At 34.9% G+C, this 20,599-nt stretch carries 22 protein-coding genes; 8 read left to right on the forward strand and 14 right to left on the reverse strand.

The features are described from left to right. Positions 1-23: 23 nt before the first annotated feature. The 3 genes from trpB to AAC852_RS07335 all read left to right on the forward strand — a co-directional run bounded on the left by trpB (position 24) and on the right by AAC852_RS07335 (position 2,566). The gene (trpB, locus tag AAC852_RS07325; protein ID WP_340620624.1) at positions 24-1,217 is read left to right on the forward strand and encodes a tryptophan synthase subunit beta; all 1,194 of its coding nucleotides are present in this window, start codon (positions 24-26) and stop codon (positions 1,215-1,217) included. Next, positions 1,217-2,023, forward strand: a complete 807-nt coding sequence (trpA, locus tag AAC852_RS07330; protein ID WP_340620468.1) for a tryptophan synthase subunit alpha — start codon at positions 1,217-1,219, stop codon at positions 2,021-2,023. The genes trpB and trpA overlap by 1 nt, the downstream gene beginning before the upstream one ends. 228 nt (positions 2,024-2,251) lie before the next feature. Next, positions 2,252-2,566, forward strand: coding sequence for a BON domain-containing protein (locus AAC852_RS07335; protein WP_340620469.1), 315 nt, complete (start codon positions 2,252-2,254; stop codon positions 2,564-2,566). Between the two features lie 161 nt (positions 2,567-2,727). On the opposite strand, the gene ompW is transcribed toward AAC852_RS07335, so the two are convergent. Beyond that, positions 2,728-3,369 (reverse strand): outer membrane protein OmpW, encoded by a 642-nt coding sequence (gene ompW / locus AAC852_RS07340; RefSeq protein WP_340620470.1) that lies wholly within the window; start codon positions 3,367-3,369, stop codon positions 2,728-2,730. Between the two features lie 377 nt (positions 3,370-3,746). Between ompW and AAC852_RS07345 the strand changes: the two genes are divergently transcribed. Further along, on the forward strand, positions 3,747-4,487 hold the full coding sequence (locus AAC852_RS07345; protein WP_340620471.1) for a YciC family protein: 741 nt from the start codon (positions 3,747-3,749) through the stop codon (positions 4,485-4,487). A gap of 44 nt (positions 4,488-4,531) precedes the next feature. On the opposite strand, the gene AAC852_RS07350 is transcribed toward AAC852_RS07345, so the two are convergent. Further along, on the reverse strand, positions 4,532-6,238 hold the full coding sequence (locus tag AAC852_RS07350; RefSeq protein ID WP_340620625.1) for a SulP family inorganic anion transporter: 1,707 nt from the start codon (positions 6,236-6,238) through the stop codon (positions 4,532-4,534). A gap of 201 nt (positions 6,239-6,439) precedes the next feature. Here AAC852_RS07350 and AAC852_RS07355 point away from each other — a divergent pair, with 201 nt between their 5' ends. Then, positions 6,440-6,976: a septation protein A gene (locus AAC852_RS07355; protein WP_340620472.1), complete on the forward strand. Its 537-nt coding sequence runs from the start codon at positions 6,440-6,442 to the stop codon at positions 6,974-6,976. Between the two features lie 75 nt (positions 6,977-7,051). Continuing rightward, positions 7,052-7,486, forward strand: a complete 435-nt coding sequence (gene yciA / locus AAC852_RS07360) for an acyl-CoA thioester hydrolase YciA (protein ID WP_038270132.1) — start codon at positions 7,052-7,054, stop codon at positions 7,484-7,486. A gap of 175 nt (positions 7,487-7,661) precedes the next feature. Here yciA and AAC852_RS07365 read toward each other — a convergent pair whose 3' ends face one another. The 3 genes from AAC852_RS07365 to AAC852_RS07375 form a co-directional block, all read right to left on the reverse strand. Continuing rightward, a complete protein-coding gene (locus tag AAC852_RS07365) occupies positions 7,662-8,402 on the reverse strand; it encodes a hypothetical protein (RefSeq protein ID WP_340620473.1) in 741 nt (246 codons plus the stop codon). 246 nt (positions 8,403-8,648) lie between these two features. Further along, on the reverse strand, positions 8,649-9,341 hold the full coding sequence (gene tonB, locus AAC852_RS07370; protein ID WP_422824266.1) for a TonB system transport protein TonB: 693 nt from the start codon (positions 9,339-9,341) through the stop codon (positions 8,649-8,651). Positions 9,342-9,475: 134 nt separating this feature from the next. After that, complete coding sequence (locus tag AAC852_RS07375; protein WP_156115410.1) at positions 9,476-9,652, reverse strand: YciY family protein; 177 nt, start codon at positions 9,650-9,652, stop codon at positions 9,476-9,478. Positions 9,653-9,981: 329 nt separating this feature from the next. Between AAC852_RS07375 and cls the strand changes: the two genes are divergently transcribed. Together cls and AAC852_RS07385 are read left to right on the forward strand one after the other, a co-directional pair. Then, positions 9,982-11,442, forward strand: a complete 1,461-nt coding sequence (gene cls / locus AAC852_RS07380) for a cardiolipin synthase (RefSeq protein WP_340620475.1) — start codon at positions 9,982-9,984, stop codon at positions 11,440-11,442. Between the two features lie 188 nt (positions 11,443-11,630). After that, the gene (locus AAC852_RS07385) at positions 11,631-11,960 is read left to right on the forward strand and encodes an HI1450 family dsDNA-mimic protein (RefSeq protein WP_340620626.1); all 330 of its coding nucleotides are present in this window, start codon (positions 11,631-11,633) and stop codon (positions 11,958-11,960) included. A 219-nt stretch (positions 11,961-12,179) separates the two neighbouring features. Here AAC852_RS07385 and AAC852_RS07390 read toward each other — a convergent pair whose 3' ends face one another. The 9 genes from AAC852_RS07390 to AAC852_RS07430 form a co-directional block, all read right to left on the reverse strand. Beyond that, entirely contained in the window at positions 12,180-12,485 is a 306-nt protein-coding gene (locus AAC852_RS07390; RefSeq protein ID WP_340620476.1) for a hypothetical protein, read from the reverse strand. Then, positions 12,485-13,795, reverse strand: a complete 1,311-nt coding sequence (locus AAC852_RS07395) for a sulfatase-like hydrolase/transferase (RefSeq protein ID WP_340620477.1) — start codon at positions 13,793-13,795, stop codon at positions 12,485-12,487. The genes AAC852_RS07390 and AAC852_RS07395 overlap by 1 nt, the downstream gene beginning before the upstream one ends. A 689-nt stretch (positions 13,796-14,484) precedes the next feature. Further along, entirely contained in the window at positions 14,485-14,880 is a 396-nt protein-coding gene (locus AAC852_RS07400) for a glycosyltransferase (RefSeq protein WP_340620478.1), read from the reverse strand. Positions 14,881-14,915: 35 nt separating this feature from the next. Next, a complete protein-coding gene (locus AAC852_RS07405; RefSeq protein WP_340620479.1) occupies positions 14,916-15,215 on the reverse strand; it encodes a glycosyltransferase family protein in 300 nt (99 codons plus the stop codon). 7 nt (positions 15,216-15,222) lie between these two features. Next, entirely contained in the window at positions 15,223-15,915 is a 693-nt protein-coding gene (locus tag AAC852_RS07410) for an EpsG family protein (protein WP_340620480.1), read from the reverse strand. Positions 15,916-16,461: 546 nt separating this feature from the next. After that, positions 16,462-17,589, reverse strand: coding sequence for a glycosyltransferase (locus AAC852_RS07415; protein WP_340620481.1), 1,128 nt, complete (start codon positions 17,587-17,589; stop codon positions 16,462-16,464). 10 nt (positions 17,590-17,599) lie between these two features. Continuing rightward, positions 17,600-19,363, reverse strand: a complete 1,764-nt coding sequence (asnB, locus tag AAC852_RS07420) for an asparagine synthase (glutamine-hydrolyzing) (RefSeq protein ID WP_340620482.1) — start codon at positions 19,361-19,363, stop codon at positions 17,600-17,602. 174 nt (positions 19,364-19,537) lie between these two features. Then, complete coding sequence (locus tag AAC852_RS07425) at positions 19,538-20,095, reverse strand: hypothetical protein (RefSeq protein ID WP_340620483.1); 558 nt, start codon at positions 20,093-20,095, stop codon at positions 19,538-19,540. A 73-nt stretch (positions 20,096-20,168) separates the two neighbouring features. Next, positions 20,169-20,405: a glycosyltransferase gene (locus tag AAC852_RS07430; protein ID WP_340620484.1), complete on the reverse strand. Its 237-nt coding sequence runs from the start codon at positions 20,403-20,405 to the stop codon at positions 20,169-20,171. Positions 20,406-20,599 lie beyond the last annotated feature (194 nt).

A 20,599-nucleotide genomic window follows, 5' to 3' on the forward strand; every position in this document is an offset into this window, starting at 1 on the left:
AAACAGAAAGTGGGAAATAAAAAATAATGGCTAAGTTAAATCCGTATTTTGGTGATTTTGGAGGGCAATTTGTTCCCCAGATCCTAATCCCTGCCCTTGATCAATTGGAAGAGGCATTTATCGAAGCAAAGAATGATCCTGAATTTCAACAAGCATTTCATAGTTTATTGAAAAACTATGCAGGCCGTCCTACTGCTTTAACACGATGCCAAAATTTAACCAAAGGCACAAAAACCCGTTTATATCTAAAACGAGAAGATTTACTCCACGGAGGGGCACACAAAACCAATCAGGTTTTAGGACAAGCATTACTGGCAAAACGGATGAGGAAAAAAGAAATTATTGCTGAAACAGGTGCTGGTCAGCACGGTGTAGCGACTGCTCTGGCCTGCGCGCTTTTAGGTTTGAAATGCCGCATCTACATGGGAGCAAAAGACATTGAACGTCAATCTCCCAATGTATTCCGTATGCGCCTTATGGGCGCTGAAGTCATTCCTGTTCACAGCGGCTCCGCAACACTAAAAGATGCCTGTAACGAAGCTATGCGTGATTGGTCTGGCAGCTATGATAAAGCACATTATTTGCTCGGAACCGTTGCTGGCCCACACCCTTACCCCACAATGGTACGTGAATTTCAGCGCATGATTGGCGAAGAGGCCAAGATCCAGATTTTGGAAAAAGAAGGACGCTTGCCTGATGCTGTTATTGCCTGTATTGGTGGTGGTTCAAATGCTATTGGATTATTTGCGGAATTCATCCCAGAAACCCATGTTCGCCTGATCGGTGTTGAACCCGCCGGACATGGTATTGAAACCGGGGAGCATGGTGCACCATTAAAACACGGTAAGTTGGGAATTTACTTTGGCATGAAATCATCAATCATGCAGACAGAAGATGGGCAAATAGAAGAGTCATATTCCATCTCGGCCGGACTGGATTTTCCTTCCGTTGGCCCTCAACATGCCTATCTTAACAGCATTGGACGGGCGGATTATGTTTCCATCACTGATAATGAAGCACTGGATGCGTTTAAGGCACTATCACTTAATGAAGGTATTATTCCAGCCTTAGAATCTTCACATGCGCTTGCCTACGCTTTGAAAATGATCCATCAGGAACCGAATAAAGAACAATTATTAATCGTCAACTTATCCGGTCGTGGCGACAAAGATATCTTTACCGTTCACAATATTTTGAAATCAAGAGGGGAAATCTGATGGAACGTTACGAATTATTATTTAAAAAATTAGAAAAACAAAATCAAGGCGCTTTCGTTCCCTTTGTCACTCTGGGCGATCCTAATCCTGAATTATCTTTAGATATTATCGACGCCCTCATTTCTGGTGGAGCCGATGCCTTAGAAATCGGCATTCCATTTTCCGACCCTCTTGCAGATGGCCCGACGATTCAGGATGCTAATTTGCGTGCATTATCTGCCAAAGTCACACCGACATTATGTTTTGAGTTATTGGCACAAATTCGGACAAAATATCCTGATATTCCAATCGGTCTGCTGATGTACGCAAATCTAATATTTCATAATGGAATAGATGAATTTTACAACCGCTGTAAAAAAGCAGGGGTTGATTCGGTTCTGGTTGCTGATGTGCCATTATCTGAATCACGCCCTTTTTATTCAGCGGCCATAAAATATGACATTGCGCCGATTTTCATTTGTCCACCCAATGCAGATGATAACTTGTTACGTGAAATTGCCTCATTCGGGCGCGGTTACACTTATCTGCTATCAAGAGCCGGTATTACAGGAACTCAAAATCGGATGGAAAAACCATTGACACATTTGGTTAATAAACTAAAAGAATACCATGCAGCACCGGCCCTACAAGGTTTCGGAATTTCTGAACCAGAGCAAGTTATATCTGTCATCAATAGTGGCGCTGCTGGTGCTATTTCAGGTTCTGCTGTGGTAAACATCATTGAGAATAATTTACATCAACCTCAAATTATGCTGGAAAAACTCACGATATTTGTCCGCTCCATGAAATCAGCAACCCAGAGATAATCTCTCTCTTTCCCCCATAGCTTAGTTTATGGGGGGGAAAATTGCTGTCTGAAAAAAGCCTCCGTTATTTGTAAGTTCCTCTGTCTTCAGCAATACTTCTTAATTATTGTCATCACATTATTACCCTGTAATAAAACCATGTAACTAAATGAAATGAAAAATCGAAGTAATAGAAGAATAATGTTTATGTTTGACAGCATTATTTTTTGATATCAAAGGAGACTTACCATGAAAAAGTTGAAGACCATTTCTGCATTTTTTATTGCAACCGTTATAATCGTTACGATATCTGCATGTGCTCCAACAGCAACAACAGAAAGCACTGGGAACTATATTGATGATACGGTAATCACTACCAAAATAAAAACTGCACTGTTTGAGGCTAAAGATTTGAGATCCAATGACATTAGTGTAGAAACTTATAAAGGGCGTGTTCAATTAAGTGGATTTGCGCGTTCTCCTGAGGAAGTCAAACAAGCCATTCAAATTGCAAGAGGAATTAAGGGAGTGAAAACCGTTATTAACTCTATAAAACTCCGGTGAATAAATTTAAAAAATACCGTAAGAATGGGGCAAGCATATGCTGTACCCCATTGGTTCTCTCTTATACCCTTTATTTTTCAAGTTGCAGATAACAAAGTTGCACCTTAAAATCTATTGGGTTATCAAACACACAGGTTAATTACACTCGCATCATCAAATAATCAGAATTTATAACCGACACCAAACATAAATACCCAAGGATCAAGACGGGTTTTATATTTATAATCCTTATCTCCTGCTTTAAATTTCACATCAGTTTCAATATTCATCCACCAGAGTGAAGTATTCAACATCCAATTTTTATCCAGTTGATAATCTAAACCTACCTGACCTGCAACCCCCCAGGAATCTTTCAGATCCAGGCTATTTAAATTCGCCGCTTTAACAGTTGCATTATTATTAAATTTTTCATCAAAGAATGTTGTATAGTTTACACCTATACCAATATAAGGGCGTAAATCATTTTCTTTATCACCAAAATAATATTGTGCCATTAATGTTGGTGGTAAATGTTTAACCGTCGCGATCTCACCGACTTTTGGCAGGTTAACATTATGCTGAAATGGCGTAGCAGCCAATAATTCAACACCAATGTTATCAGTGACCATATAACCAAAAGTTAAACCTAACTGCGTGTTATTATTTACGTCAAACGAACCTAAACCTAAAACATTATCAGAGCCAGCATTTGGTCTTACCGTTGCTGTACCTGCACGGAATAGGAAATCACCGGCTTCATGGGCAAAAGTCAATGATGGAGCCAGAGTTGCAGCAGCCAAGACAAGCGCAGAAATCTTTTTCATTATCAATCCCATTTATGTGGTTTTAGTATTTACAAATTTATTATTTCACCTATGGGATATTTTTAATTGATCCAAATCAAAGTTACCTGAATATATATTTATGATGAAGAAAATTTTATATTTTCCTATCAATTTTTGATTACAACCTATAATTAAGAATATTAGTATTATATTGACAACTAATATATATCAATTAGATCCTGTTCAGTTAACACAGAATTAACGCAATTATCGTGAGAGCAAAAATTAACCAAAAAACGGTTTCTGGTAACAAATATTGTGCAATAGTGGCTAACTTTACTTTTAGGTATCCAATAATCTGCCGAACAAGGTACAATTGGGTATCATCATTGTTTTATCTGATAGGAGCCATTTTCATGCCCATCACGGCAAATACCCTGTATCGTGACAGCCTCAATTTCTTTAAGCATCAACTGTTGAATATTGTCATACTCTCTGTTTTGGCCGCGTTGGTGACAACATTGCTGGAGCATGTTCTCATGCCTGATGGTGAGCAACTCAAATTACTGGTTGAAATACAAGATGCTTTCAAAGAATCAGGCAATGCGGGCATTAAAAACTTCGTAGAGCAATTGACCCCGGAAGAGCAGTTAATGTTCTTGCATACAGCATTCGGGATCTTATTTTCCAACATATTTGGCGATACTTTACTCACTGTTAGTGTATTGATACTTATCAGTGCCATTTCAAATGGGCATCAAACCAATGCATTACAGGTCAGTAAACTGGCTATTATTCAACTACCTAAGATGTTATTGCTGATGTTTATCTGTACTCTATTGGTTCAGATAGGTTATACGTTGATGTACATCCCAGGGGTTCTGTTTTCAATCACATTCGCATTTGCCCCGATTTTTTTGCTTGATAAAGGTAAAGGGATCTTTGCTTCCATGCAAGAAAGTTGGAGATTAGCGTTCAATCATTTTCGCCTGTTAGTTCCTGCTGTATTACTATGGCTCGCAATAAAACTGATTTTAGTACTGGGCTTGTCTAAGCTGCCTGATATCGCACTATCATCACTGAATAATCTGCTGTCTTCTATGCTGCTGATTTATCTATTCCGTTTGTATATGCTGGCCAAACCACGAAATCAGTGAACTACAAGTTAGTTACATATAAGAAAACAATTGCCTCGCTCTACTCAGCGAGGCTCTCTCTCTTCAACTTGTTTCTTACTCTGAATCAAACGAATAGCAAAATAGAGATCAGGAACAACAATTAAATCCTCATCACTACGCTTGAGTTTGTTTTGTTTAATCCAGTTCTTCAATTCAGTTCTGCGGCCTGCAAGGATTAACGTTATCCTTTTTCGTTTTAGCTCCGTAATGAGTTCATCCAACGCAGCAAACACACTTACATCATCATAGGTAAAACTGACCGTTGCATCCACAACTAACCATTCAGGACGTTTTGGGATGCTATTTACATGCTGTGAAATCCGTCTTTTAAAATACCCAACATTAAAGTAAGTTAAAGGTGAATTAAAACGATACATCATCACGCTATCTACCGCTTCAATATCATTACCTTGATTGATTGAGCGGATCATACCTTGCTCATTCACACCCAACAGCTGATCAGAAGGACGAAAAATAATACGTAAAAATTGCAATAAACCCAGTAATACCGCAAAACCAATACCATCAATCACACCGACTAATAAGACTGCAATCAATGTGAAAATGGACAATATAAAAGCCTGACGATTACGTTTCCGATATGCCCAGATATTTTTTAATCCAAGTAGTGACCATGTAGAAAATATCAGGACAATGCCTAATGATGATAGTGGGATATATGACAGAAATTCAGTCATAAAAAATAATACTAATAATATGGCTATTGCAGAGATAACCGATACCATCTGCGTTTTCCCACCAAGAGCATCATTGACTGCGGTACGGCTGCTGGCAGCGCTGACTGCAAATCCCTGTGATAACGATGACGCAATATTGGCAATGCCCAACGCCCGTAATTCTAAATCTGCATCCACCTGATAACCATTTTTACTGGCAAAACTGCGTGCTGTCACCATGAAACTGACAAAACTGATCACTGCAAGGTTGATGGAAGGAACAACCAAATCACGTATGCTGCCGAATTCAAATTCAGGCATTGGGACAATCGGTAAACCGTGTTCCATATGACCAACAATCTGAATACCATATTGATTCAATTCAAATTGCCAACTCATATAAGTAGAAATGATCATCGCCAGCAACGGTGCGGGCCAACCTGGTCGCAGAAAACGTACACTCAGCAGAACGAATAACGTCATTGCGGACATCCCGACAGTCGGCCAATGAGATGCCAGCAACTTATGCGATAACGCAACCAATCGTTCAATCAATTCTGGTGGTAAACCGGAAAGCCCAAACACTTTGGCGATCTGATCCGCCATAATAGTAATCGCAACCCCATTAATAAAACCTTTTAAGATGGGTCTGGAGATAAAATCAGCAAATGCTCCCAGACGAAAATGACTTGCCAGTATGCACCAAAATCCCGTCATCAACGTCATCACGATGGCGAGCTGCCAGCGAACATCTTCATTCCCTAACGCCAGCGGCGTTACCGCAGCCGCAATAACAGCACATGTCGCAGCATCCGGCCCGACTATCAACTGACGAGATGTTCCAAACAAGGCATAAGCAATCATAGGTAAAATACAGGCATACAGGCCAATGATAGCGCTTATCCCCATTAATTCAGCATAAGCAATCGCAACAGGCAGAGCGACAGCAGCAACAGACAAACCGGCTCGTATATCATGACCGAAATACTCTTTACGATAGTGACAAAGACTCTCCAATCCCGGCATCCAGCGATATAACCTTTTCCACAACATTCTCATCCACAACATCCTCATCCACAACATAGCCTTACAGTCCTTTCGCGAAATGAAACACATTATAATGCGGTGTTAAATCAAAACTCACAATCCTACTCCGCTCCCTGCCTTTTTCTTTAAACCATTTCATTGAGATCTGATACACTCTGACATAAATTCAGGAATGTGCCATCATCGGTATTAAAGTGAGCCCAATTTATGAAACAACTTTTAGACTTTTTGCCATTAGTCGTTTTTTTCGTCGTCTACAAGATGTATGACATTTTCTATGCTTCAGGAGCGTTGATAGCAGCGACAGGTCTGGCCGTTGTCATCACCTATTTGATGTATCGCAAAGTTGAAAAATCCTCCTTAATTACATTTGTCATGGTTGCCATCTTTGGCACGTTAACATTGGCTTTTCACAGCGATTTGTTCATTAAATGGAAGGTAACTGCCGTTTATACTATTTTTGCCTTAGTTCTGCTTATTAGCCAATGGGTTATGAAAAAGCCACTAATCCAACGGATGTTAGGTAAAGAATTAAAATTACCTGATACTATCTGGAACAAGCTGAACATGGCTTGGGCAATCTTCTTTATCGCCTGCGCGTTGGCAAATATTTATGTTGCTTTCTGGCTACCTCAAAATATTTGGGTAAACTTTAAAGTGTTCGGGTTAACAGCATTAACACTGGTCTTTACCGTGTTGAGTGTGATATATATCTATCGCCATCTGCCTCGCGAACAAGAATAATAATAACTTTCATATGGATACCTGCTGAATTACTGGCAGGTATTGTTGTAATCACCAAATAAAGCAAGTTTTCTAATGACACAACAACAATGCTTACCAAACGGAGAACTGGTTCTCCGTACACTGGCCATGCCTGCTGACACTAACGCCAATGGGGATATCTTCGGTGGCTGGCTGATGTCTCAAATGGATATTGGCGGCGCAATTTTGGCAAAAGAAATTGCTCTGGGACGCGTAGTTACTGTTAGCGTAAATGGGATCAGTTTCCTAAAACCAGTTGCGGTAGGTGACGTCGTTTGCTGTTATGCCCGTTGTCTGAAAACGGGAAATTCATCCATCACCATTCATATTGAAGTTTGGGTGAAGAAAGTGGCCTCTGAACCTGTTGGGCAACGTTACCGGGCAACAGAAGCTGTTTTCACATACGTGGCCGTTAATGAAAATAATACTTCCCGTCCTTTACCGGAAGGGAAAAGAAACTTCAAACTGGAAAGCAGTGATTCAGAGTAACGATTCATTAGAAAAGTAACTCACAAATTAAAGGAGCACATTGAATGAGCTCCTTTTTTATTACCCATTTTTTCTGCTGATAAGTAACGACAAATTAAAAAATATAAAGTTTAACGCTTATAATGCTTTTGTGGTCATTTTACTGGCAAGAGGTATTATTTCGTATTTAAATAGCTCAATTAAAGGTTTCTACTTGACCATCTCGATATATCGCAGACAGACGATAAACCTGCTTATCACTACACTCAACCGTTAGATATGTATATTTTTTTAAAGGAGAGAAACTTTCCGCGGAAGGTGATGAGGAACCTGGTGATTTTAATAACAGACACATTCCCTGATGATTCCATTCCATCATCTTATGTTTCCATCTATCATTATAGTCTTCTGCTAAGCAAACAATATCTGCCCATGGATCACAAACCCATGAGCCTTCCGGCAATTCGTGATATATAGTCCCAATCTTTGGCCTACGAACTAGCGAGTCAGGATGATCCAGCAGTAAAAATACATGATCGTATACACCCAATGTGTAAATCTGCTGAATGTAAATAGGACAAGTTAACTGAGGGTATTCGTAATTCCAACTTGCGTTATATAACTCCCAGATATCTTTTGCACGTTCTTTAATTAAATAAATGTATGTTGCTAAACAAAGTTCAGGGCAGTTCCCAACCAGGTTGTTATGTTCATTACTTAATAAATACTGATGTTTTTGATTAATATCTTTTAAATTATAGAGTTCAAGACGGATTTTATTATGTCTATCCATCCTGCTGACAATCACATTTCTTTGATATATTGATCGTTCAGATTCTGGTAATACACTGAGATCAGGATAAAATTTATTAGTCGTTCTGTTACCAAAGAATCTTTTGGCATACTTAATTGCATCTTGTAAAATATCTTCAATCATAAATTAATCTGCTTTATTGAAATAGAAAAGAACTCAGTTAACTTGCAGCAATATTCCAATTTGACTTAGATATCCCTTATGATTATTGCATCTTAAAATTTTTTTAAGATTATCATGAAAGAGTGTTTATTCCTCTTCCCTTGAATTCAGTAAAACAAAGTTAAATATAAAAATCCAGAATTTTATGTGAGAGCAGGAGACGTTACATATCTCCTGCTATTGATGTGGAATATTACGGATAAGACGTTATGATAGTGAAATGCCTGACAATCTAAATTCAATAGTCGTCACATATCCTGTTGCTGGTTTCTTTTCATACCGCCATTTTCTCATGGCTTTTTTCACCTCACGTTCGAAAACATTTTTAGGATTTGCAGAAATAATTTCGATGTTCTTAACCCGACCATTTTCATCAATATCATATTTTACCCGCACAGTGCCTTCTGTACCCAACTGCTGTGCTCTGGATGGATAAACAGGATCCATCCTGCTTAACACCTTCGGCCCATTTTGTGCTTTAAAGGTGGCTCTAATAGCAGAATCAGTTGATTTCTGGTCATTCAAATTCTTTGTTAACAGCGGTTCCTGGTCCGTAATCGGTTTCACAGGCTCTTTTGACGTTTTTTCTGTCTTTATCTCTTTTGGCTTAGACTCTTTTTTAACAATTTTCTTCTCTTCTGGTTTCTTTTCAGGCTTAGGTTTAGGTAGCGCTATTTTTGCAATAGGTTCCGGTTCAGGCTCTGGTGCCGGAGGTTCAGGCTCTGGTTCAGAAATAGCAGGCTCTTCAACAGAAGACTCTTCCGCCGCCAACTGGATCATGGCTACAGACATCGGAGGAGCTTCCGGCGGTTCTCCAGATTTAATGGAGCCCAAAAGCGCCACAGCAATGGAAATATGTAAACAAACAGAAAGTAGTACTGGCCAATGTATCCAACGCATAAGAAAATTCTTGATTAGCAGCATGATAGTCAATTTTAGGATAGCCATTAGTTTAAATGCAAATGACTATCATATTCAATAAAGATCCAAAAACATCTGCATCATGCCACATACACATATCATATTTGAAACAGCTACAGCTCTGCGTTTTGTATGAACAAAATTGACCTGCGATGTTTATAATTATCTATCTTACGCAATGTATAGATGCGTGAATTTCGGCGTGACTGAACTTCTAACCAACGACGGCGGCGGCGGATATTTTGACGAAGGAGACGCCATCTTCCTACTTCATTCCTGCTTTTTTTCATAAAATACCCTGATTGTTTAAACTTTCTCTCAGTATAAGTGAGTAACCGTATTATTCTTAAATGTCATAATCAAGAATGTCAACTAATCACAGGATTGTCTCAATATTCATATTGAATATGTTTCATCATAATTTAATAAAACAAATAAATAACATCTGATTGAGCCGAATCCAATCATATAATATATAAGACTGTATTTGATTGTATATTGACAATATTTTGGTTATTTTCTGCCAATTTGGCTGTATACCCTTGATAGTTTTTCTAAATTTCCAGAAACTTGCACTAACAACAGTATTAAAATACCTAAACAGGATTGATTGCCACCTATGACAACCATTTATTCTGTACTGAGCTGGCTGGCGTTTTTCTTATACTGGCTGATTATTGCTGGTATCACCATTCGAGTCCTGATGAAACGTCGGCCAGTGACATCAGCGATGACTTGGGTGCTTATCATTTACATTCTTCCTTTAGTCGGGGTTGTCGCTTATCTGTCATTTGGCGAACTGCATCTGGGTAAACGCAGAGTTGAGCAAGCAAAACAGATGCGCTGGTCTGTGGCGAATTGGCTCTCTGAGCTAAGGAAATCGAAGCATATCTTTGCCTATGAAAACAGTGAAGTGGCTGCGCCACTGTTCCGGTTATGTGAACGCCGCCAAAAGATAAGAGGAGTCAGAGGCAACCAAATGCAACTCATAACTTCTTATGAAGAGTCTCTGAAATCCATCATCAATGACATAGAAAACGCCGATCAAAGCATCGAAATGGTGTTTTATATATGGCAGGCTGGCGGGTTAGTTGATCAGGTTACTGACGCTTTAATGCGTGCAGCTAAGCGTGGTGTCAAATGCCGTATAATGGTGGATTCAGCAGGAAGCTGGCAATTTTGCCGCAGCCCCTATTCTGACATTATGCGTAAGAGCGGCATTGAATTTGTAGAGTCACTAAAAGTTAATATTTTTCGTCTGTTTTTACGTCGCATGGATTTGCGGCAACATAGAAAAATTATTCTTATCGATAACTATATTTCATATACCGGAAGTATGAATATGGTAGATCCCCGTTTTTTCAAACAGGATGCAGGAGTTGGTCAATGGATCGATATCATGGTAAGAATGGAAGGCCCTGTCACCGCAACGTTGGGAATTATCTATGCTTTCGACTGGGAAATGGAAACGGGTCAACGCCATCTGCCACCGCCACCTGACAGTAATATCATGCCTTTTGAACAGGCATCCGGGCATACCGCTCAGGTCATTGCTTCCGGCCCAGGTTTTCCCGATGAATTGATTCAACAATCTCTGATGACGGCTATTTTTGCTGCCAGAGAGCAACTCATTCTTACTACGCCCTACTTTGTGCCCAGTGACGATTTAATGCACGCAATCTGTACTGCGGCCATGCGCGGGGTTGATGTCAGCATTATCATGCCAAGCCAGAACAATTCATTTCTTGTACGTTGGGCAAGCCGGGCGTTTTTTACAGAATTGCTGGAAGCAGGCGTGAAAATTTATCAATTCGAGGATGGGTTATTACATACCAAAAGCGTTTTAGTGGATGGACAACTCAGCATGGTTGGCTCTGTCAATTTGGATATGCGTAGCTTGTGGCTGAACTTTGAAATCACAGTTATTATTGATGATGAGCTGTTTGGCAGTGACTTGATGCTTGTCCAGCAGGATTATATTACCCGTTCTACACTACTTGATAGTGAGGAATGGCTAAAGCGCCCCGTCCGGCATCGCGTCCTTGAACGTCTTTGTTATTTTTTCAGTCCACTTTTGTGAGTTGCAGCGCAAAAAGCGCTGCTAAATACGGATAAATGGGTATTCATCATAGCCCCATCAATACTGATGGGGCTATGATTTTAGGTTAACAGTATCTAATCACTGCTGTTCATGTTTTAATTTCTCTCAGTTATTTATTAAGTTCAGGCAATACCACTATGAAAAATCGATCAACACATCCACATTCTCTGCAATTAGACCTCAATAACCGAATAACCGAAGATGAAGCACTGGAAAAAGCCTACGACCTATTTCTGGAACAAGCAGCCGCTAATCTCGATCCTGCGGATAGTTTACTGTTTAGTTTACAGTTTGAAGAACGTGGTGGTGCAGAGTTATCAGAACCGTCAAAAGTATGGCTGGAACATGTGGATTTTGAGTTAGATCCTGATTTCTTTTCGGAGGTGATTATTGGGCTGGCAGAATGTGACGACGCAGAAATTGATGATATATTTGCGCGTGTACTGATTTGCCGGGAAAAAGCGCATCCAAATTGGTGGATATTGTGGAGAAAATAAAAATATTAAACCAATTAATTTAGAGTATATTGATATTTCTTGCATTCACATAAGTAACCACATAGTGGAAAATGCCAGTGCCAATACACTGGCGAAACATCAGATGAATTTATTATATTTTATTGTTATTCAATATAAACATTTAATTTCGACAATCACATTTTCTATCACATGTTGATAACAATATAAAGTTATTTAGATTAAGTTGAATTTATATAACTAATAGGTAATATTCCATCGTACATTTTCTAAATTCTGATAATCATCAGTATTTACTGACATTGTTTTAATAGGACTATTAAAGTAACCGAATGCACTACCATATAAAAACTCTTGAAAAGATAAATTATCGGTTCGCAATAATCCTATTGATTTATTTTCCACATAACCATAACCTAAAAAATCTATAACTGTTTTTATCATATCAAAATGAGACATACGATTATAATTATTCTGAACTCCCTCATTCATTTCAGGAATATCGAAGTTTGCCAATACCAGCAAAGGCACAATACCTTCATCCACTAGTGGCCTACTCGATGAGCTCGTTCAGGCAATTTTACCTTAGATAGTTGTTCAAAGAACTGACCAGTCTGATAATCTATAGCATTAACATATTGTTGACGTTTTTTATTATTACGTATATATGGATGTTCCATTATTGACAAATCAGACTGAAAATCTGCGGGGTATCTATTCTCATAAGGGAAATGAGAGCCTATTTTTATGATATAGGTGAAACTCGGTTTATCAGTAGGTAATGTACTTAATTCATTAACAAGATTAATATCATGTTCTGTTCTTATATCCGGTTTATAATCAATCATTGATAATTCTTTTGCATCAAAATAATTATGTCCTTTCCCATTGTGCTGAGCATCTAATAACCATGTTGTAAATCCTGCATTATGTGCTAAATTCCAGATTAATGGATGATTATACACATCATGAGTAATTGTATTTTTTTCCACAAATTTACGTAACATAATATTGCTCTCTGCACTACAATTTGCCATAGCGGTTGTAATACCAAAATCATAAACATACCAACCCTTCATAGACAACCGAGAAAGTACTATTTGTTTGAAAAAGTCATATCGAATACTTTCATCGACAATTAAGATGATATGATCAGCTCGCCGAGTCTTGTTAGGTTGAATATTTGTGGTATAGATATACTCCGAAGATTGATTATCAAGAGCACTGGAAATCATCATACCATATAAACTGGTTGCGGATGGTAATAGATTAGTTGCTCCTGCTTGCTTAACTATATTTACAGTAATAAAAACAGCAACAGAAAGTAAAAATAAACTTGTAACCCAAGGAAATAAGCTTCGGTGTGTCTCAGGGATGAGAGCAAAACCTAAAACTAACGGTATCAAACGTAATGATGCTTCGAAAAAATCAACCAAATATTCATAAAAAGCATCATTAATATTAGCTTTTGCTCGCCACAATGTTAACCAGTCTGGATAACCCATAGTATGGCCTGTTACTTGATAAAATACTGCACTAGTCATAAGAGAGAGCGAAAGCAATAAAAATATCCACCATCGTAAGCTATGTGTGGTAAACGCAGCTAGCAAAACTACCGCAAGAGATAAACTAAAAATACCAACAATAACGACTATTTTTAGTATAGTTGAGGTTGAAAGAGTGTAACTGGTTAAAATGAAATGCATAACAGATAATATAGTTGGCGGCCAATAGAAAAAAGTCAACACAATCAATAAAACACCTATTATGACACGAAAATATACAATGATTTTTGAGCCAAACTTCATAACACAATAGTTAAAAATTATTAATATGCATTGACGTTTTGTATTCATAGCTTATTTTCCATAAATTTATATAATTAAGTACAACTCTTATGAAGAAGAAAAGTGGACGAATAAAATGACTGTTATATTTCTATATCTTCAAAGAGAGTTTTCGAATGTATTCTTTTATTTTTCTATAATACATTATTTTTCATACATCTTATTAATAAAACTGCCAAATCGCTGCGTATTTTAATATAACTATTCCCTTAAATCTAAATATAATTTTACAGAGCCATCAGCTTGCAATATTCGATCGTTATTTTTTCATTAAAAATGATTTTTTCATCGAGCTCATACCCTAACAACTCAGCCAAAATATATTTATTCATTAATCCACTTAATTTATTACTTTCATTTATATACTTATGAACTAAGTTACATATTTTCTTGGATTGGTTTGGTGAATAAGAAATGAAAGGCACTTCATACTGCTTGATTCCCGTCAAAAAACCATAGAGTAAGTGACGTTATTGATATTAATAACCATATTAATATTTTTTTATTACATTTCAATTTATTGGAGTTAAAAAATTCCATGAAAGAATCACAAACACAGGAAAAAATATAAATGTATAAGTATATTTATATTGCTCAAACATTTTTCTAGATTCTATCGAATTAGTCTCAATTGCAGAACTAAGTATGAACATAGATATCTTTTCTCCAAAGAGAATCCTATAAATTGATATCAAAACTCAAATGTATTCTGTTTTTTTATACAGCCTTAGCCATTGAATTGATAAATTTTCTATAGAGAAATTATTTTCGATATGTTTTCTTGCATCTAATCCTAATTGATGTTTTTTATCCCTATCTATTTCTATACTCTTTTCCATAGCATCTGCTAATTTTTTCGAATTTCCTATTGGCACTAATGAACCATAATTATTAAGAACATATTTCACTCCACCACTATCAGTTGCTACTATGTATCGTTGGCAAGCCATAGCTTCAGCAATAACTAATGGTTGCCCTTCATATTTAGAGGATAAAACAAATGTATCGCACGAACTCATTAAAGCTGGAATATCATTTCTAGCTCCTAAGAATCGTATTTTATTCATTATATTAAGACTATTTGCTAATTCCATTAGTTTATCAATTAGAGGACCATTACCTACAATAATTAGGTATGATAATGGTTTTTTTTCAAAAGAATTGAGAATGCATATAGTAAATTCGGATAGTCTTTTGAATCATGCAATCGGCCGACAGATAAAAACAATTTTATATTATCATAAATATCTAATTCTCTATGAATTTTCTCTCTCAACTCATCTGAATAAATAAATTTATTAGTATCAATACCATTAGAGATACTGATGATCTGATTTTCTTTCATTGCTTTTTTTTTAATAAAAGAATTTACGGCATCTTGACCGACATTTGTATTTATATCTGAGAGCCAATTAGTTATACGATACATAAACATTCTAAATGCTTACAGTGCTTCCTGAAGAATGAATTGCTCCAGATAGATATATATTATTCTGAAGTAATATCAAATAAAAAAAGAAAAGTAAAATTACTGTTAAAATTATATAATATGCTAGAAAAAATAACTTTAAATTTAATTCTCTCGAATAAATAAAAGGTAATAACATTAATAGCATAGCTGCTGATTTATGGAAAAGTATACCTAATAATATAAATAATAAAAAATATATTTTTTTATTATTAAACAAAGAATTAAATGCAAATACTACAAATGCAATAGCAACAGATTGTCTAGTATACCCCATTGATACTGCAAGTATTGTATACGGATATAATATTGTAACTGGAAACCAGATATTTTTAAAGTTTTTTGAGAAAAAATAAATTGATGAACAGAAGATAAATGCACATATAAAATTTACAAAATAAATCCCTCCTAATCCAAATTTTCCAGACATCCAATTTAGTATACCATATAGAGGATCTGTCACAAATACGGCTTCTTTAAATGGTAATTGCTCAATTTTATTATATATATTTAAGTAACTAAACCAATCTCCACCAACTTCTTGTCGTAGTCCTATAAAAAAAACAAGAAATAGAGAAAAGACAAATAAGCCTATTTTGTTTTCAGAAAGAAAGAAATTTTTAATTACTATTAACAGCCATATGAATGAATAAATTGCCATATATTACCTTGTTTTTATTAATATGGTATATACGCATTAAACTTCAAGTTGCAATTTAACTATATGAAACCTGATTTCTCCCCGCTTCGCGGGGAGAAATCAAACGCATCTTGAAGTTAGATTGGTATATAAACATCTATTATTTTATTACACAGCAGAACAATAGAGGCTACGTATTAGATAGTTAAATTGATCACTAAAATAGTATTTACGTTCAATGAAAATCTATATGACTTTATTATACATGCCTTAATATTTGGAATAATATATTGTTCTTTTTTCGATTTGGTTTTTTATTTGAATACTATTGGGTCCTTTCTATACGTTGGGTAAACTCTTTCCAATAAAATAAACTTTTTCAGAAAAATTATCATAATATCTAGCTATTTAATACATGATATAAGATTAAATTATCAGTAAGAGGTGATTTTTTCATGATATTGGTAACATCCCCAATACATTAAGATTAAGATTATAATAAAATTCCAATTATGAGTAATCGGTTTTTAAGGAAGGTTATCAATGTGACATTCATTTTGCATAAAATTATATATGGATATCAAAATAAACATTATCATTTTTCATCTTCCAAACTTGTATATACTTATTAACCATTGTTTCTATACTAAATCTCTCTTTTATTGAATTAGAACAGTTATCACATCTGAGCAACCATTTTTCTTTATATAATGAGAATTCATCATATGCATTTTCTAAAACACTTTCTAATTGGGAACCATTAGAATCAATTATCCAACAATTATTATTAATAATAATTGATGTATCTCCAATATTTGTTGCAATGCATGGAGTTCTTGCTATCATTGCTTCTGCAATAACATTTGGAAATCCTTCACCAAAAGAGCTTGACAAAATATGCAGATCAATCATATTCATGAAATTAGGTATATCGTTTCTCTCCCCTAATAGCAAAACTTTATCTTTGATATCTAATTCATAAATTAGATCACACAATTCACTGTTTTTATTATCTATGTTTTTACCAACTAATAATAATTTTGATTTTTCACATTTAAATTTCGTAAATTTCTTGAAGGAAGTTAGTAATAACTTATGATTTTTTTGAGGATCGTATCTTGCTACCATTCCGACTAAAAAATCATCATGATTTAATGCTAACTCATATTTCAATTTATTTTTATCCTGCTCTGTGTAGTTGGAAGAATTTAAATCATAACCATTTTGGATTACTATGAGTTTGTCATCAGAATACCCTAATTTTTTATGAGCATCTAATGATGAATATGCACAACAAATGATCTTTTTAGGAATTTTATCACTTAAAAATGCACATAGCTTTGCAATAAGTAAAGTTGATTTTTTTGAATGTTTTGGATGTAAATCTGTATGTCTTATATTCCAAAAAATATTTTTTATGCCAGCCAATTTAGCTGTTATACCTCCTATTAAATCAGCATGATACATCCAAGTTTGCATTAATGAATAAAATGATTTTATATTTTTCTTGATATTTAATGTATACACTATTATTTCTTTATCTTCTAAAAGTGCTCCGTATTTTCCTATAGAAGTCAATGAAATAACTATATGTGTATTTGTACTATCATATTTGCAAAGCCTATATAATACACCTTCAGCACCGCCGTTATCTAAACCTGATATTATATGAATTATTTTATCTTTTTTTCTCATAATAATGATTTCATTCTTTTGCGTATATTTTTTTATTTTTCTCAACCCAGGCTTGAAACATTAAAACACTCCATAAACGAAATGAATGGTCTTTAACTCCCCTTATATGTTGCCTCCAAGCATTATTAATTATAGCGGAATTTAGGAAACCTTCATTATCTATCCTTTTGCTATCTAATAAAGTATCAGCCCATTCTTTTAGCGGTCCTTTTAACCATTTCCCTATAGGTATAGAAAAACCTTTTTTTGGTCTTTCTATTAAATGCTTAGGAACATGTCTATACAATACTTCTCTTAAAACCCATTTCCCTTTATTTTTTCTTATTTTCATAGATAGAGGTAACTGCCAAGAAAATTTAATTATATTAGGATCCAACAATGGCATTCGGGTTTCTAAACTATTAGCCATAGCTGCGCGATCTACTTTTACTAATATGTTATCAATCATATATTGTTTTGTATCAATGGCCATCATCCAATGTTCAAAGGAGTCAGTCACAGGCCAGTTATTTCTATTTGTAATGAAGGTTGGTAGAATTGATGAACCTATAACCAAATTTTCAGAAAACTGCCAATGACTCATTAAAATAGAATAAAGCTGTTCTTGACTGTTAGAAGGAAGTATACGTAGCAATTTGTGAAATTTATCAGATAAAGGAATATTTGATAGTATAAAAAAAATCAATTTTCTTAAAAAGATAGGAAGTTTACTGATTTTATTCCAAATATCAGGAGCAAATTGGTATGGCGTGTAACCGCCAAAAAGCTCATCACCAGCATCGCCACTTAGTGCAACTGTTACATGTTGTTTAGCAAGTTGACTGGCCAGATATGTTGGGATTTGGGAACTATCAGCAAATGGCTCACAATAAATTTTAGGTAAATCAGGAATTATTGATAATGCATCTTGAGCATTTACATAAAGTTCCGTGTGATCTGTATCTAAGTAATTTGCGATTTCTCTAGCATATATTGCTTCGTTATATTTTTTTTCATAAAACCCTATAGAAAAAGTTTTTACCGGATTGTGGCTATATTTTTTCATCATAGATACGATAATACTACTATCTACTCCTCCACTTAAAAATGCTCCAATAGGAACATCTGAAAGCATTTGTGAAGTAATACTATCTCTAAGTAAAGAGTCTAAATGATCAATTGCTTCATTATCTGAACCTTGGTACGGATTAGAGATACCATATTCAACTATTTCATTAAAATTCCAATAAGATTTGATAACAACATCTTTAGATTTTCTATTTTGATTTATAATAGCATAATGGCCAGCTTGCAATTTATTAATATCTTTATAAATACTATATGGTGCTGGTATATAGTTATGATGAAAGTAAAGAGATAAAGCATTTCTATCGATTTCTGCATTAAATGCAGGATGTTGTTTTAATGCTTTAAGTTCTGAACCAAAAAATAATGTGTCATTACACCATCCCCAATATAATGGTTTCTCACCCATTCTATCTCTTGCTAAAATTAGAGTCCTTTCATAAGTATCCCATAGTGCGATGGCAAACATTCCCACTATGGATTCTAGCGTTTTTTCTATTCCCCAAAAATAGAAACATTCTAATAAAGTTTCCGTATCTGAATACCCTTTCCATGATATGCCAGAATATTCATCTTCTAATTGTTGGCGAATATTCAAATGGTTATATATTTCACCATTAAAAATAATAACATAACGTCCAGATATTAGTTCAGAAATATTTTTTGTTGGTTTATAGATTGGTGACAAGACACCAGCGATTCCACACATGGAGACTCCTATATTTGATAATAAATATTGTATCTATTTTTTTGGTCATGTATTAAATGGTTAGTTATTCCGAAGACATGTACGATAAAGTGATGGAAATTTTTATTAAACGTGAACACTATTTTTAATATTTAATCTAATCATTTAATATAATCATTTAATATATGACCATTTTCATGATTTAACTTTTAATGAAATTATAAATCTTATATTTCTTAAAAAATTAAGAAAAGATTTTATATGAAAAGTTTCAAGCCACATTTTTAAAAAAAGCCATTTTGTTGACCTATTGTTTTTGAAATCCATTATAACATAAGTTAATATAGCAGTATTTATTTTTAGTCTATATTGGGGGTATTTTTTAAAAAAATACATAAAATTTTCAGCCAAAATATTTCTTATATATAATTCAGAAGATGAAATTCCTATTCCTACTCTGTAAACACCTAGAGGTTTATGTCCTGTGAAGCACGCGAAACCATCTTTAACTTGCTCTACATTAATATAGTAATCAATAATAAGGCTAATATCATGGATAAAAAAATCTCTTAAGTCACACCTGTACATTTTAGAGCTATTTGTTCCTATAGCTAGGAATTGAATTATATCTGATCTAACATATGATTTTTCATATAATTTCTTATTTTTTTTTGAATTATCAACTATATTTCCATTGGGTAATTCATATAAAGCTGGATGCCAAAGAATATTACATTTTGGGTTTTTATCCAAGAAATCTTTTTGTGTTTGTAACTTATCCGGAAAGTAATAATCATCTCCATCTACATGAGCAATGTATTTCCCTTCATTTTACTATGTATAAATAAATAATTTTTAAAAGCACCAATATTTTTTTCTTGAAAATAAACCTTAAAGAGAAAAGGATATTTCTCTTCAAATCTACTGATGCATCATCAGAAACAATGATTTCATATTTGAAATCACAAATTTGTTCCACTAAGCTTTTTAAGCATTTCTCTATGTATTTTTCTTGATTATAAGTTATAACGCAAACGGATACTTTAATTTCCTCTGAATTCATTTTAGTTTCTCTTTATTTAAAAGAATAATACCTTACTTTATTATAAGAAGAAGCAGTAATGAAAAATATGATCATATATTAAAGAATAGTAAGGCTGACCACTTAGCCTCTTCTGACTTCTGACAATAACATTTAATAAACGTCAATCTTAGTCATGTTTTACCACTAAAAATCTGGGAATATATTCAACAGCT

Origin of the sequence: Xenorhabdus siamensis (assembly GCF_037996745.1) — a bacterium.
GTDB lineage: Bacteria > Pseudomonadota > Gammaproteobacteria > Enterobacterales > Enterobacteriaceae > Xenorhabdus > Xenorhabdus indica.

Coding starts and splice junctions, on each gene's coding strand:
- trpA (WP_340620468.1), top strand. CDS start 1,217: ATGGAACGTTACGAATTATTATTTAAAAAATTAGAAAAACAAAATCAA.
- AAC852_RS07335 (WP_340620469.1), top strand. CDS start 2,252: ATGAAAAAGTTGAAGACCATTTCTGCATTTTTTATTGCAACCGTTATA.
- ompW (WP_340620470.1), bottom strand. CDS start 3,369: ATGAAAAAGATTTCTGCGCTTGTCTTGGCTGCTGCAACTCTGGCTCCA.
- AAC852_RS07345 (WP_340620471.1), top strand. CDS start 3,747: ATGCCCATCACGGCAAATACCCTGTATCGTGACAGCCTCAATTTCTTT.
- AAC852_RS07350 (WP_340620625.1), bottom strand. CDS start 6,238: ATGTTGTGGAAAAGGTTATATCGCTGGATGCCGGGATTGGAGAGTCTT.
- AAC852_RS07355 (WP_340620472.1), top strand. CDS start 6,440: ATGAAACAACTTTTAGACTTTTTGCCATTAGTCGTTTTTTTCGTCGTC.
- yciA (WP_038270132.1), top strand. CDS start 7,052: ATGACACAACAACAATGCTTACCAAACGGAGAACTGGTTCTCCGTACA.
- AAC852_RS07365 (WP_340620473.1), bottom strand. CDS start 8,402: ATGATTGAAGATATTTTACAAGATGCAATTAAGTATGCCAAAAGATTC.
- tonB (WP_422824266.1), bottom strand. CDS start 9,341: ATGCGTTGGATACATTGGCCAGTACTACTTTCTGTTTGTTTACATATT.
- AAC852_RS07375 (WP_156115410.1), bottom strand. CDS start 9,652: ATGAAAAAAAGCAGGAATGAAGTAGGAAGATGGCGTCTCCTTCGTCAA.
- cls (WP_340620475.1), top strand. CDS start 9,982: ATGACAACCATTTATTCTGTACTGAGCTGGCTGGCGTTTTTCTTATAC.
- AAC852_RS07395 (WP_340620477.1), bottom strand. CDS start 13,795: ATGAATACAAAACGTCAATGCATATTAATAATTTTTAACTATTGTGTT.
- AAC852_RS07400 (WP_340620478.1), bottom strand. CDS start 14,880: ATGGAATTAGCAAATAGTCTTAATATAATGAATAAAATACGATTCTTA.
- AAC852_RS07405 (WP_340620479.1), bottom strand. CDS start 15,215: ATGTATCGTATAACTAATTGGCTCTCAGATATAAATACAAATGTCGGT.
- AAC852_RS07410 (WP_340620480.1), bottom strand. CDS start 15,915: ATGGCAATTTATTCATTCATATGGCTGTTAATAGTAATTAAAAATTTC.
- AAC852_RS07415 (WP_340620481.1), bottom strand. CDS start 17,589: ATGAGAAAAAAAGATAAAATAATTCATATAATATCAGGTTTAGATAAC.
- asnB (WP_340620482.1), bottom strand. CDS start 19,363: ATGTGTGGAATCGCTGGTGTCTTGTCACCAATCTATAAACCAACAAAA.
- AAC852_RS07430 (WP_340620484.1), bottom strand. CDS start 20,405: ATGAATTCAGAGGAAATTAAAGTATCCGTTTGCGTTATAACTTATAAT.